The sequence below is a fragment of the Ruegeria sp. HKCCA6707 genome, from assembly GCF_013033515.1.
In the GTDB taxonomy this organism is placed as follows: domain Bacteria; phylum Pseudomonadota; class Alphaproteobacteria; order Rhodobacterales; family Rhodobacteraceae; genus Ruegeria.
This window is the reverse complement of record NZ_WQEG01000001.1, coordinates 214,443-228,417: the sequence shown is the minus strand read 5'-3', so window position 1 is coordinate 228,417 and position 13,975 is coordinate 214,443. Positions and strand designations below refer to the sequence as shown.

General features: G+C 55.8%; 10 protein-coding genes and 2 tRNA genes. 7 read left to right on the top strand and 5 right to left on the bottom strand.

Annotated features, from left to right (window positions below):
- Positions 1–49: 49 nt before the first annotated feature.
- From GOW40_RS01140 to GOW40_RS01130, 3 genes are all read right to left on the bottom strand, one after another.
- Positions 50–412, bottom strand: a complete 363-nt coding sequence (locus GOW40_RS01140; RefSeq protein ID WP_171098742.1) for an SUF system Fe-S cluster assembly protein — start codon at positions 410–412, stop codon at positions 50–52.
- A 95-nt stretch (positions 413–507) separates the two neighbouring features.
- The gene (locus tag GOW40_RS01135; protein WP_171129274.1) at positions 508–786 is read right to left on the bottom strand and encodes an NfeD family protein; all 279 of its coding nucleotides are present in this window, start codon (positions 784–786) and stop codon (positions 508–510) included.
- Entirely contained in the window at positions 786–1,676 is an 891-nt protein-coding gene (locus GOW40_RS01130; RefSeq protein WP_171098745.1) for an SPFH domain-containing protein, read from the bottom strand. Before GOW40_RS01130 ends, GOW40_RS01135 begins: the two co-directional genes overlap by 1 nt.
- 175 nt (positions 1,677–1,851) lie before the next feature.
- On the opposite strand from GOW40_RS01130, the gene GOW40_RS01125 reads away from it, so the two are divergent.
- The 4 genes from GOW40_RS01125 to GOW40_RS01110 all read left to right on the top strand — a co-directional run bounded on the left by GOW40_RS01125 (position 1,852) and on the right by GOW40_RS01110 (position 7,420).
- Positions 1,852–2,763 (top strand): nucleoside hydrolase, encoded by a 912-nt coding sequence (locus tag GOW40_RS01125; RefSeq protein ID WP_171129276.1) that lies wholly within the window; start codon positions 1,852–1,854, stop codon positions 2,761–2,763.
- Between the two features lie 63 nt (positions 2,764–2,826).
- Positions 2,827–3,957 carry a tRNA guanosine(34) transglycosylase Tgt gene (gene tgt / locus GOW40_RS01120; RefSeq protein WP_171129278.1) on the top strand — a complete coding sequence of 377 codons (1,131 nt, stop codon included), beginning with the start codon at positions 2,827–2,829 and terminating at the stop codon, positions 3,955–3,957.
- A 205-nt stretch (positions 3,958–4,162) separates the two neighbouring features.
- Positions 4,163–6,571, top strand: a complete 2,409-nt coding sequence (lon, locus tag GOW40_RS01115) for an endopeptidase La (RefSeq protein ID WP_171129280.1) — start codon at positions 4,163–4,165, stop codon at positions 6,569–6,571.
- A 432-nt stretch (positions 6,572–7,003) separates the two neighbouring features.
- On the top strand, positions 7,004–7,420 hold the full coding sequence (locus tag GOW40_RS01110) for a hypothetical protein (protein WP_171129282.1): 417 nt from the start codon (positions 7,004–7,006) through the stop codon (positions 7,418–7,420).
- A 198-nt stretch (positions 7,421–7,618) separates the two neighbouring features.
- Here the strand turns inward: GOW40_RS01110 and GOW40_RS01105 are convergent, their stop codons facing one another.
- Positions 7,619–9,430, bottom strand: coding sequence for a M10 family metallopeptidase (locus tag GOW40_RS01105; protein WP_171129284.1), 1,812 nt, complete (start codon positions 9,428–9,430; stop codon positions 7,619–7,621).
- Positions 9,431–9,943: 513 nt separating this feature from the next.
- Here GOW40_RS01105 and GOW40_RS01100 point away from each other — a divergent pair.
- From GOW40_RS01100 to uvrA, 3 genes are all read left to right on the top strand, one after another.
- Positions 9,944–10,020, top strand: a tRNA-Asp gene (locus tag GOW40_RS01100).
- 52 nt (positions 10,021–10,072) lie between these two features.
- Positions 10,073–10,149, top strand: a tRNA-Asp gene (locus tag GOW40_RS01095).
- 176 nt (positions 10,150–10,325) lie between these two features.
- The gene (gene uvrA / locus GOW40_RS01090) at positions 10,326–13,184 is read left to right on the top strand and encodes an excinuclease ABC subunit UvrA (protein ID WP_171129286.1); all 2,859 of its coding nucleotides are present in this window, start codon (positions 10,326–10,328) and stop codon (positions 13,182–13,184) included.
- A gap of 9 nt (positions 13,185–13,193) precedes the next feature.
- Here the strand turns inward: uvrA and GOW40_RS01085 are convergent, their stop codons facing one another.
- Positions 13,194–13,850: a site-2 protease family protein gene (locus tag GOW40_RS01085; RefSeq protein WP_171230830.1), complete on the bottom strand. Its 657-nt coding sequence runs from the start codon at positions 13,848–13,850 to the stop codon at positions 13,194–13,196.
- Between the last annotated feature and the right edge of the window lie 125 nt (positions 13,851–13,975).

Below are 13,975 nucleotides of genomic sequence, written 5' to 3'. Positions count from 1 at the left end.
AGAGACTGTTTTGCGACAGTATCAGGTTTGCTGTGGATAACTTCTGAGGCTACATAAAGCCCAGTTCAAGTCGCGCCTCATCCGACATCATCTCCATGCCCCAGGGCGGCTCCCATGTCAGTTCAACATCAACTTCCTTCACACCGGCAACGGGTTCAATGGCTTCGACGATCCAGCCGGGCATCTCGCCGGCCACCGGGCAGCCCGGAGCTGTTAGCGTCATGATGATTTTGACGGCGTTCTCGGCGCTGATGTCGATCGTGTAGATCAGGCCAAGGTCATAGATATTGACAGGGATCTCCGGGTCAAACACGGTCCGGCAAGCGTCCACCACGGGCTCGTACAATGGGTGTTCGATGGTCGATGGCGCAATGAGTGGGCTGCCTTCAAACTGTTCGCTGGGGTGGGTCATAAGTGCCTCGGGTCCGTTACCTGAGAGATTATATAGGGAAAGACATCCAGAGCGTCCAGAGCAGGCGTGGCGCCGAAAGACAGCGCCACGTTAGGTCAATCGTTAATGTCGTGATTAAAAGTCTTTACCTGACCATGGGGCAGGGCGAACATGCGGCGCAGACCAAGCCATGCGGCCAAAGACAGAACCGCAAAGATCAGCAGCAGCACCGGCAGAACAGGTGTCATCCCCGTGATCCACAGCAGCAGCCCGGTCAGTGCGGCGCCGACGGCAAAGCCCAGAAAGATGAACCCGGGCAGGATGACCTCGGCGATGGCCAGAACCAGCGCTCCGGCCAGCCACAGCCACCATGTCAGCCAGAAGGGATCCACCATTACTTGCCTCCTTTGAGCATGTTGAACGCATTGCCAAATGCTTCAAGCGCATTTGCAGGCACCACGATGGTTTGCGAGCCATTTCCATTGCCCAAAGCATTCAAAGCTTCGACCTGTTTCAGCGCAACCTGATATTGTGCCGCTTCAAGGCCGTTGTCCTGGATCGCCTTGGCCACGACACCGGTGGCAAAAGCTTCGGCCTCGGCCTCGATCCGGCGCGCTTTGGCGGTTTGTTCTGCGGCATACAGCTCGGCATCCGCCTGCAACTCGACCGCGCGTTTCTGGCCTTCGGCTTCGGTCACCTGCGCACGGCGGGCGCGTTCGGCGTTCAGCTGTTGCAGCATCGCGTCGCGGGTGGCCTGATCCAGGTTCACATCCAGAATCTCGGCGCGGGTCACTTCGATGCCCCAGTCGTCCACGGCGGTTTCCACGCTTTCCTGAATGCGGGTGATCAGCTGCGCACGGTTCGACTGGACCTCATCCAGATCCATCTTGCCGATCTCGGCCCGCACGATACCGGCCACTGTGGTGGCAATCGCGCCGTCTACGTCGCGGATACGATACACCGTCTTTTCCGGCTCCAAAATGCGGTAGAAGACCGAGGTGTCGATCTGCACCAGCACGTTATCCTTGGTGATCGCGTCCTGCGTCGCGTTGGGCAGCTGGCGTTCCAGGATCGAGATCTTGTGACGCGCAACATCCAAAAACGGCACGATAAAGTTGATGCCGGGTCCCAAGACCGAATGCAGCCGTCCAAAGCGTTCGACCACGTATTTTTCCGATTGCGGAACGATCTTTATCCCCTTGAAAATAATCGCGATGATAAAGGCCGCGGCCAGCAAATAAACGATGTTCGACGTAAGAAGTCCGATAATCTGTTCTTGGTTCATATCTGTCCTCTTTTATTGTGTACTATAGTATACATGTGGGAATTGAATCGCCCATTTTCAACTCTGGTATGGATTGAAAGGGCAGGTATTCATATCTTTGAACCTCAGCTTTTGGTGCGTAATTTTTGGGTTGTGACCGCTTTGCATCCCTTGTTGATTGCGGTAACCGGGCCTCATGAAACTGATAATCGACACCGATCCTGGCATTGATGACGCGATGGCCATCGCTTATGCGGCAGCCGCGCCCGAGCTTGAGCTGGTGGGGCTCACCACCGTGTTCGGCAACACCCATACCCATCAATCCAGCCGAAACGCGCGTTATCTTCTCCATCGTCTGGGCTTGTCAGTGCCCGTCGCACAAGGCGCACGCGCGGCTTGGGGCAAGGCCAAGCATAACCCTTCCAGCCATGTCCACGGGCCCGAAGGGTTTGGGGATCTGGTCGAGATCCCGGATATCGGCGAAAACCATGCGACCCCGGCGGCCGAGTTTCTGGTGCAGATGGCGCAAGAGCATCGCGATGAACTGGTCATTTGTGCCGTTGGGCCCTTGACCAATATCGCAGACGCCCTAAGCCTGGACCCTGAGTTTGCGTCCAATCTGGGCCGGTTGGTGATAATGGGGGGTGCGGTTTTTGTACCCGGCAATGTCTCGGCCCACGCCGAGGCCAATATCCATAATGACCCGCGGGCCGCGCAGGCGGTGTTTCAAAACCCACCCAAGACCGTCTTGGTCGGGCTGGATGCCACCATGAAGACCCTCTACCAAAGCTCGGATTTCGAAGCTTTGGCGCAGCACTCGCCGGATATGGGCGGCTTCCTCCGCGATATCTCAGAGTTCTACCTACGGTTCTACAAAGAGGTTGTGGGCGTCGACGGCTGTGGTTTGCACGATTCAACCGCGGTTATTGCTTGCAGCCACACTCATATGTTCGATTTGGTCGAAACCGGGTTGTCTGTGGTGACCGACGGGGATCGTGTCGGCGCAACTCTGCCCGATGCCTCAAATCCGCCGGTTCAAGTGTGCCGCGACGTGGACGGCCCTGCGGTGGTGGAACTGTTCACCCGGCACGTGGCGTCTTTGCCCTAGCGGGTTGCAATGCCGGGGCAGATCGGGCAAACGCTGCCCGGTTCCGTGACGCCGAGGCATTTCATGACAAACCGTTTTTCTTTTGAGCTGAAAGCCACTGATGGCAAAGCCCGCACCGGTGTGATTCAGACGCCCCGGGGTGAGGTGCGCACACCCGCCTTCATGCCGGTGGGAACCGCCGCTACGGTCAAAGCCATGCTGCCCGAAAGCGTGCGCGCCACCGGTGCGGATATCCTTTTGGGCAACACCTACCATCTGATGCTGCGCCCCACCGCGGAACGGATCGACCGGCTGGGCGGTCTGCACAAATTCATGAACTGGGACCGTCCGATCCTGACGGATTCTGGCGGTTTTCAGGTGATGTCTCTGGCCGGGCTGCGCAAGCTCACCGAGAAAGGTGTTACGTTCAAATCCCATATCGATGGGTCCAAACACGAGTTGACGCCCGAGCGTTCGATGGAGATCCAGCGTCTGCTGGGCTCTGACATTGTCATGTGTTTTGACGAATGCCCGGCGCTGCCTGCCGACCGGGACCGTCTGACCGAGTCGATGCGCCTGTCAATGCGGTGGGCGCAGCGGTCTCGTGACGCGTTTGGGGATCGACCGGGCCATGCCCTCTTTGGGATCATGCAAGGCGGTCTGGAACAAGACCTGCGCGAAGAAAGCGCCGAGGCCCTGACCTCGATCGGCTTTGACGGATACGCCGTGGGCGGTTTGGCTGTAGGTGAAGGGCAGGCGGCCATGTTTGACTGTCTCGACTATGCGCCTGATTTCTTGCCCAAAGACAAGCCGCGCTACCTGATGGGCGTTGGCAAACCCGATGACATCGTCGGCGCCGTGGCGCGCGGGATCGACATGATGGATTGCGTGCTGCCCTCACGTTCGGGGCGTACAGGGCAGGTCTTTACCCGGCGCGGTGTGGTGAACATCAAAAACGCGCGCCATGCCGATGATCCGCGTCCCTTGGACGAAGACTGCACATGTCCGGCCTGTACAAGTTACTCTCGCGCCTATCTGCATCATGTCTTCCGGTCAAACGAGATGATCGCCGGTATGTTGCTGACCTGGCACAATCTCCATTATTTCCAAGAGATTATGCAGGGCATGCGCGATGCGATCTCAGCAGGGACGTTTGAGGCTTGGCAAGCACAATTTCACGCCCAGCGGGCGCAATGCGACATCGATCCTCTATAACCACTGCATTCTTGGAAAATTCGGTGGATATCTGTGCGGGATGCCTTGCAGTCCGCCGGGGCTTTGGCCATTCTGTTTCACGATAGACGATGACGAGGTTGAAAAGCGGTCCGAACCGCCCCACCTTTAACCATCCAAGACAGGAGACAGCCGAAGGTTGCCATACATGGGACCGGTGCTGTCTTGCCAATGATAAGGATAGAGCATGCAAGAGCCTCTGAATTCCTCATACCCCGTCCTGCCGCTGCGCGATATCGTGGTCTTCCCGCATATGATCGTGCCGCTGTTTGTGGGCCGAGACAAATCGGTCCGCGCGCTGGAAGAGGTGATGCAGGATGACAAGCAAATTCTGTTGTCGAGCCAGATTGATCCCGGTGTTGATGACCCGGAAACCGACGGTATTTACCGGTCGGGCGTTCTGGCCAATGTGCTGCAACTGCTGAAACTGCCCGACGGCACCGTCAAAGTGCTGGTTGAAGGGCATGCGCGGGTTCAGATCACTGAGTTTCTTGAAAACGAAGATTTTTTTGAGGCCCGGGCCGAATATCTGACAGAGATCCCCGGCGACGTGACCACAACCGAGGCGCTGCTGCGCACCGTTGCCGATGAGTTCGAGCGCTATGCCAAAGTGCGCAAGAACATCCCCGAAGAAGCGCTGGCTGCAGTGGGTGAGACCACCGAGCCCGCCAAGCTGGCCGATTTGGTCTCGGGTCATTTGGGAATCGAGGTTGAGCAAAAGCAGGAACTGCTGGAAACCCTCAGTGTCAGCGAACGACTGGAAAAAGTCTATGGCCTGATGCAGGGTGAGATGTCGGTGCTGCAGGTCGAGAAAAAGATCAAAACGCGCGTCAAATCCCAGATGGAGAAGACGCAGCGTGAGTATTATCTGAATGAGCAGATGAAGGCCATTCAGAAAGAGCTGGGCGATGGCGAGGATGGCAGCAACGAGGTTGCCGAGCTTGAACAGAAAATTGCCGAGACCAAGCTGTCGAAAGAAGCGCTTGAGAAGGCCGAAGGTGAGCTGAAAAAGCTCAAGAATATGTCGCCCATGTCGGCAGAGGCCACTGTGGTGCGCAACTATCTGGATTGGATCCTGTCACTGCCGTGGGGCACGAAATCCCGTGTCAAAAAGGATCTGGGCCGGGCTCAGGAAATTCTGGACGCCGATCACTATGGGCTTGAGAAGGTCAAAGAACGGATCGTTGAATATCTTGCGGTCCAGCAGCGTTCGAAAAAGCTGAGAGGTCCGATCCTGTGCCTTGTCGGCCCTCCGGGCGTGGGGAAAACCTCGCTTGGTAAATCCGTTGCCAAGGCCACGGGGCGCGAATTTATTCGCATCTCGCTGGGCGGCGTGCGTGATGAATCCGAGATCCGGGGTCACCGCCGGACTTATATTGGCTCGATGCCAGGTAAGATCATCCAGGCGCTGAAAAAAGCGAAAACCACGAACCCGCTGATCTTGCTCGATGAGATTGACAAGATGGGGCAGGATTTCCGGGGCGACCCGGCCTCGGCCATGCTTGAGGTGCTGGATCCGGAACAGAACAACACGTTCATGGATCACTACCTCGAGGTCGAATATGACCTTTCGAACGTGATGTTCCTGACCACGTCGAACAGCTACAACATGCCCGGGCCTCTGCTTGACCGGATGGAGATTATCCCGCTGGCCGGTTACACCGAGGAAGAAAAGAGCGAGATCGCCAAGCAGCACCTGATCGGCAAGCAGGTCAAGAACCACGGCCTGAAGGCCAAAGAGTTCGAACTGACCGATGAAGCGCTGCAATCCATCATCCGTACCTATACCCGCGAGGCTGGTGTGCGGAACCTCGAGCGTGAGATCGCCAAAGTGGCACGGAAATCGCTGACCAAGATCATCAAGAAAGAGGCGGAATCGGTCACCGTAACGCCTGACAATCTGGATGAGTTCCTGGGCGTGCCGAAATTCCGCTATGGTCTGGCCGAACAGGACGATCAGATTGGTGTAGTCACCGGGCTGGCCTGGACTTCGGTTGGCGGTGATCTGCTGCATATCGAGGCGTTGAAACTGCCCGGTAAGGGGCGGATGAAGACCACCGGTAAGCTGGGCGATGTGATGAAGGAATCCATCGATGCCGCCTCGTCTTACGTGCGGTCGATTGCGCCCGAGATTGGTGTGAAGCCGCCGCAGTTCGACAAGATCGACATCCACGTGCACGTGCCCGATGGCGCGACGCCCAAAGATGGCCCATCGGCTGGTCTGGCGATGGTAACCTCGATTGTGTCGGTTCTGACTGGTATTCCGGTGCGCAAAGACATCGCCATGACCGGAGAAGTATCATTGCGCGGGAACGCGATGCCAATTGGTGGTTTGAAGGAAAAACTGCTGGCCGCCCTGCGCGGTGGTATCAAGACCGTGCTGATCCCGGAAGAGAATGAAAAGGATCTGGCGGATATCCCGGACAACGTGAAGGAAGGGCTGGAAATCATTGCGGTCAAACATGTTTCCGAAGTTTTGGAGCAAGCCTTGACCCGCACGCCTGAACCGATCGAATGGGACGAAGCCGCTGAAGAAGCCGCAGCGGCGACGGCCAAAGCTGCAGAAAGCTCGGGCCCGTCAGCAACCGCACACTAAAACCGATTTCAAGCTTACTGGAAGGGCGGGGATCAAACCCCGCCTTTTTTTGTGCCAGCCTCAGCAACACGCACCGGGCCAATCCGGGCCTGCTGCGCTGTCGGCGCGGCGCAATATCTGCTAAGATGGGGCCATTGTAGATCTATTTTTCAGGAGATTATTATGGCGGACGCCCCTCGGACGCATGCGAAAACAGCGCGGGACTCCTACGCAAAGAAAGGCGAGCCCGGTAAGTTCATTGTTCGCTCAACACAAGAGTTTATCACTTTCGAAAACCAAGACTGCAGCTTGTTGGACTCCGTGCTTGCAGCGCAGGATCAGTTCAGGCCACCTTTGTCACTGCCCCGCAGTCGTTTTGGTCCATTTCGGGGCCCGGATGATTTCGCGACCGTTCCGGCACCGCATCTTCGAGTCGTGTTTCTGTTGATGAGAATGACAAATACTGTAGTCGGCGGATCGGGCATTTCGGGCGCCTTCGTTCATTGGGCCGGAGAAAGCAACGTCGCCAACGAAGAAATCAACGGCCCGTTCACCTTGTCCGCCCCAGCCCCCGGGGCGGTGATCAACACGAACTCAAACAATGGGATCTATCAGGGCTTGGCCATTGATGCATGCGGATTGTCGGTTTCTTACCCCGTGCAGCTCGACAGTTGGATCACTCCAACACCATTCACGAATTCAGATGAAGAGTTTGGTCGTGTCAGCTTGCAAGATAAAGACACTCTAGATTCCGCGGGCCTTTACAATTTCGGTTATTTGATCCGAGCGGAAGACGGCAGCGACGTCTCGGATTTCACTTTCAGCGGTCTTGTGTCAGTCTTTTGCAAATCCGAGCCGGATTTCGACTAAACAGCGCATCAGCCGGGTTTTGGCAGTCTGAAAAAACGGGAAGACAGAGCTTCTCCGCACCGACCAGCATTCGGTTCAAAACAGTCCTAAGAACCAGTGCGTTCTCGATTCGGTTGAAACTGCCAGCCCGTTTTGGTTTTCCGTAAGGCATATACACGGGGTCACGCGAACCCCGTGCGCTTGGTTTCACCAATCGTATTAAAAGATGAAGTCGTCTGCCGTCAGGTTGTGAAGACCTTCCAGGTAAATGATCATCTCTGGGTCTTTGTCGTTATCAGTGTCGACGTAAACAAGAGTGTGATCGTTTGCCGTCCCAGGCTGGTTCACTTTCTTATAGTAGACTTCACCTTGGTCAGATGTTCCAGCAGGCTTTTTCCCTTTGAAAATAAACTCATCGTCGCCCGCCAATATGGTGCTTGCGTCAATGGCACTTAGATCAATCTTGTCGACGCCGACCTGGAAGTCTCTGATCACATCGGCCTTTGACACACTGGCTTTGCTCTCGCTGGTTGATCGATAGACAAATTCGTCCGCGCCACTGCCGCCGATCATCAAGTCTTTGCCTTTGCCGCCGATCAGCGTGTCGTTACCCGAGCCACCTACCAATTTGTCCCGATTTCCCTGGCCGCTCAAAGTGTCATCGCCAGATCGACCCTTCAACTTGTTCTCAGCGCCGTTTCCGGTGATCTGGTCACTATTTGTGGACCCCTGGACATTTTCGATTTTCAGAATGGTGTCGGTTCCATAACCAGTGTCCTGGGCGGATTTCTTTGTCAGGTCGATTGACGCTGCGGCGTTCCCGGAGATCCTGATCCAGTCTTTGCCAGAGCCGCCGTGGATAATGTCGTTTCCGTCTCCGTTAGTGACAATAATGTTGTCAACATCGCCTCCACCGATGACGCGATCGTTCCCGGATCCGCCGGTCAGTTGGTCTTTGCCGCTACCACCTTTCAATATGTCGTTGCCGCTTTGGCCGCGGATCGTGTCGTTCCCATCGCGCCCTTTGAGTTTATTGTTCACTTCGTTGCCGACGATAAGATCGTTGCCCTTGCCACCGATAGCGTTTTCGATGACGACCCCGTTGGCGATCGTAAAGCCACCGCGAATACCCTTCGCATAGCTGGGAACACCACCCGCATCGTTGCCAACAAGATCGGCGTCATTCAGGTTGATTTTGACTCTCTTGGTTAGGCCGGCCGCTGAAATCGTGTCATTGCCGCCTGTGTCCCATATTGCCTGCCAATAGGTTCCGGGCGCGTTTGCATCCGGTAACTGATACACGTTGTCCCCGCGTTTGTGCTGCGCGACGCCATAGATTTCCTGCAACGCAGCGATATCCAATGCCATCGGGCCAACAACGCTTCCGTAGTTTAGAGATTTTAGCGGCAGCTTTGAGGCATAGCCCGGATTGTAGGACATGATGGTAAAGATGGCCTGATTCTGACCATCGGTGCCGAAGTCGTTAAAGGGCCGTGTCACACCTGGGAAAACAGAAGAACCGCCGCCGTTGTCATGTGGGTGGGCAAGACCAAGACCGTGTAAAATTTCGTGCGTGATGATGGCGAAACCTTCACCACCTTTCTGCACCGCAGATTTGCTCAAATAAGGTGAGTCGTAGGCAAAAACGCCTGTCAGCGCACTGGAGCCCAAATTACCGAACAGCGGAGTGTCACCAGGTACCTGGTGAAAGCCAACAATACCATTTCCCCCAAGGGCATTGCTTGAGAATAGCGAGTATGACAGGTCAACTTGATTGATCGTCCCGTTTCCAGCCAGGAATCCCTTTTCATTAAACTGTATAGGAATAATGGTTTCGATCAGGTCGAAAGCTTTGCGTATTGCGGATTTCATGAAGCCGCTGAATGCCTGTTGACCAAATGTTCCGTTGTCGAACGAATAGGTGATCACACCGTTGCTCGAAGTGGTGTTCCAGGACGTGCCCCAAATCAGACTGTCCACGTAAACGTTGCCAGTGGGATTGTTCCCCGGGGAAGAGGTCGCGATTGCCATTTCCGTCAGTTCTCTCTGTCTAATTTCATACAGATCCGAAAAAGCCGTCTTGATCCGATGTTCGTTTTCCTTGCACCAATAGTGCGTAAACTATGCGTTACAGTTATGAATCTCAGGGTAGTCACCCTAAGATTGACTGCAAGCTATTCAGATCGTCTGCCCGGTGCTGCGTTGCGCAGAAGTATCACTTTTTCAGTCGCGACGTCCGAATAGGTCAACTTTTTTAATGTGTTAGATCTTTTTGAATGCGAGTTGTGATCGCTGTATTTCTGGAATTGTTGTTTGTTAACTTTTTGAACAGCCTGCAACTATAGGGTGTTCTGGAGCTCATTGTTTATCGTCATGCCGAAGGCGCCAGATCTCCGTCATTGCCTGGCGCGCTGTGGCTGGTCGCATGAATCTGAGGAAGCCTGGTGAAAGTTCGGCCAATCTCAAAAAACTTCAAAACGCCGCTTGACGCTGCTCGACCATAGCCATAATACACCCCAACGTTCCATCTGGAACGGGCAGTGGGCGGTTGTAGCTCAGTTGGTTAGAGTACCGGCCTGTCACGCCGGGGGTCGCGGGTTCGAGCCCCGTCAACCGCGCCATCACTGTCAGCCTTTGATCCGGGCAAACGGATCACACAGAGACCCAAAATGCGCGGTTGTAGCTCAGTTGGTTAGAGTACCGGCCTGTCACGCCGGGGGTCGCGGGTTCGAGCCCCGTCAACCGCGCCATTTTTCTCTTTGGTCCGCACTTTCAGATATCAATTCGCTGCAAAACGCATCCGCTATGATCTTGGTGAGCGCCGCCTTGGCGAAAACCGGCATGTTCTCTTATTGTTCTAACTTTTCTGTTGGAGACTCAGCCTGGCTCAACTATCTCTTAACCACTTGATTGTTGGGGGCCCGAGATGGCTGAGCTGAAGAATATTGAGGTGCGCGGCGCGCGCGAGCATAATCTTAAAGGCATTGATGTCGATATTCCGCGGGATCAGCTGGTCGTGATCACAGGTCTGTCGGGCTCGGGCAAATCCTCCTTGGCTTTTGACACGATCTATGCGGAAGGCCAGCGGCGCTATGTCGAGAGCCTTTCTGCCTATGCGCGGCAGTTTCTGGATATGATGGAAAAGCCCGATGTGGATCACATCAGCGGGCTGTCTCCGGCAATCTCGATTGAGCAAAAGACCACGTCAAAAAACCCGCGTTCGACGGTCGGAACGGTCACAGAAATCTATGACTATATGCGGCTGCTTTTCGCACGCGCGGGCACGCCCTATAGCCCCGCCACCGGCAAGCCGATTGAGGCGCAGCAGGTACAGGACATGGTCGACCGGATCATGACCATGGAGGAGGGCACGCGTGGGTATTTGCTGGCCCCGATCGTGCGGGATCGGAAGGGTGAGTATAAGAAAGAGTTTCTGGAACTGCGCAAACAGGGGTTTCAGCGGGTCAAGGTGGATGGCGAATTCCATGAGCTCGACACGCCGCCAACGCTGGACAAGAAGTTCCGCCACGATATCGATGTGGTTGTCGACCGTCTGGTGGTGCGTGAGGGGATGGAGACGCGCTTGGCCGACAGTTTGCGCACTGCTCTGGATCTGGCTGATGGCATCGCCATTCTTGAAACGGCCCCAAAAGAGGGGGAGCCCGAGCGGATCACTTTCAGCGAAAACTTCGCTTGTCCGGTCAGCGGCTTTACCATCCCCGAAATCGAACCCCGGCTGTTTTCCTTCAACGCGCCGTTTGGGGCCTGCCCGGATTGTGATGGGCTGGGGGTTGAGCTGTTTTTTGACGAACGGCTTGTGGTGCCGGATCAGACGCTGAAACTCTATGACGGCGCGCTGGCGCCCTGGCGGAAAGGGAAATCCCCGTATTTCCTGCAAACCATTGAGGCGATTGCGCGTCACTATCAGTTTGACAAGAGCACACCGTGGAAGGATCTGCCCGAAAAGGTCAAGCAGGTGTTCCTGCGCGGCTCGGGCGATGAGGAAATCCAGTTTCGTTATGACGAGGGCGGGCGGGTTTATCAGGTGACCCGCAGTTTCGAGGGCGTTATCCCAAATATGGAGCGGCGTTATCGCGAAACCGACAGCGCCTGGATCCGGGAAGAGTTCGAGCGCTATCAGAACAACCGCCCATGCGGCACCTGTGAAGGATACCGCCTGCGGGCCGAAGCCTTGGCCGTGAAGATTGCAGGATTACATATCGGTCAGGTGGTGCAGATGTCGATCCGTGAGGCGTTGGCCTGGGTCGAAGATGCGCCCAACCATCTGAGCGCGCAGAAAAACGAGATCGCGCGAGCAATTTTGAAAGAGATTCGCGAGCGTCTGGGCTTCCTGAATAATGTTGGTTTGGAATATCTTACGCTGTCACGTTCAAGCGGAACTCTGTCGGGGGGCGAAAGCCAGCGCATTCGTCTGGCCAGCCAGATCGGCTCGGGGCTGACAGGTGTTCTATACGTGCTGGATGAACCGTCCATAGGCCTTCATCAACGCGACAACGATCGCTTGCTGGGCACGCTCAAGAACCTGCGGGATCAGGGCAATACGGTGATCGTGGTCGAGCACGATGAAGAAGCCATACGCGAGGCCGATTACGTTTTTGATATCGGGCCCGGTGCCGGTGTTCATGGAGGGCAGGTGGTCAGCCACGGGACGCCTTCTGACATCACGGCAGACGCGGCTTCGATCACCGGTCAGTATCTGGCCGGAACGCGCGAAATCCCGGTTCCAACGGATCGTCGAAAGGGAAACAAGAAGAAACTGAAGGTGGTGAAAGCAACGGGCAATAATCTCAAAGAGGTGACCGTTGAGTTCCCACTGGGCAAGTTTGTTTGCGTGACCGGGGTATCTGGGGGCGGCAAGTCGACCCTGACGATTGAGACTTTGTTCAAAACGGCCTCAATGCGCCTGAACGGCGCGCGGCAGACGCCAGCACCTTGTGAAACGATCAAAGGGTTGGAGCATCTGGACAAGGTCATTGATATCGACCAGCGACCAATCGGGCGGACTCCGCGTTCGAATCCAGCAACTTACACCGGGGCCTTCACGCCGATCCGGGACTGGTTTGCCGGGTTGCCTGAGGCCAAGGCGCGGGGTTACAAGCCCGGGCGCTTCAGCTTTAACGTCAAAGGGGGCCGGTGTGAGGCCTGTCAGGGTGATGGTGTCATCAAGATCGAGATGCACTTTCTGCCCGACGTCTATGTGACCTGCGAAACCTGCAAAGGCGCGCGGTACAATCGCGAGACGCTTGAGATCAAGTTCAAGGGCAAGTCCATCGCCGATGTGCTTGATATGACAGTGGAAGACGCGCAGGACTTCTTTAAGGCGGTTCCGTCAATCCGCGACAAGATGGACGCGCTGGCGCGTGTTGGGCTTGGCTATATCAAGGTCGGCCAGCAGGCGACGACCTTGTCGGGGGGCGAGGCGCAGCGGGTGAAACTTTCGAAAGAGTTGTCGAAGCGCTCAACCGGGCGCACGCTTTACATTCTGGACGAACCCACGACCGGCCTGCATTTCGAAGACGTGCGCAAGCTGTTGGAAGTGCTGCATGAATTGGTTGATCAGGGCAATACGGTCGTGGTTATCGAACACAACCTGGATGTAGTGAAAACAGCTGACCACATCATCGATATTGGCCCGGAGGGCGGCGACGGCGGCGGTGAGGTTGTTGCGACAGGCACACCCGAGCAGGTGGCCGAGGTCGAACGCAGCCATACGGGACGCTATTTGAAACCTATGCTGGGTGGCGCTCGGGTCGCGGCGGAGTGATATCCGGCCTCAGTACCGCGCGTAGCGGAACATGTGCCAGTGGCGCATCAGCGGTGGGAAGAAGATAAAGATGAAGCCAAACGCCACATAGGCGAAAATCATCATCGGGATCCACAGCAGGAACCCGATGATCCCCACAAAACCCGCGATACGCGTTGCTGTTTGCGGCTTGAAAAAGCGATTGAGGGCGGCGTGAAACAGCCTGCCGCCATCCAACGGCATCAGCGGCAACATGTTGAACAGCGCCAGAAAAAGGTTGAGGTCGGCTGTCACTGCCAGAACCCAGCCCAGATCGGGCGATTTGACGTGCGGCTCTAGCAACGAACAGACGGCCCACAATGTCAGGTTCACGATGGGGCCCATGGCCACGATCAACTCGTCTTCATAGGAGGTTGTCGACCGGCGATGCTCGCAAAACCCGCCGCCGCCATAGAGAACGACGCGCTTGACCGGCACGCCCTGAATCAGACAGCCCCAGGCGTGCCCCAACTCGTGCAGCAGGATCGATACGATCAGTATCGCCGCAAATCCAAGCGCATAGGGCAGGCTGTCGGGATCGAAATTGAACCCAACGATGATCAGAATCAGGAAAATCAGACTTTGATTGACCTGGACCGGAACATTCCATGGTCCTTGAAACTGAAAAAGAGGTGTCTCGTTGCTCATGTACAATCCTCAAATGAATGAGGATTGTAGTCGCTTAGAATTGCGTCAAAAATTTGAAATTACACTCAAGGTTGCGAAACTGGCATCTAACCGTTGACCAGGCGACACCTCCGCTGTGTTCCCTT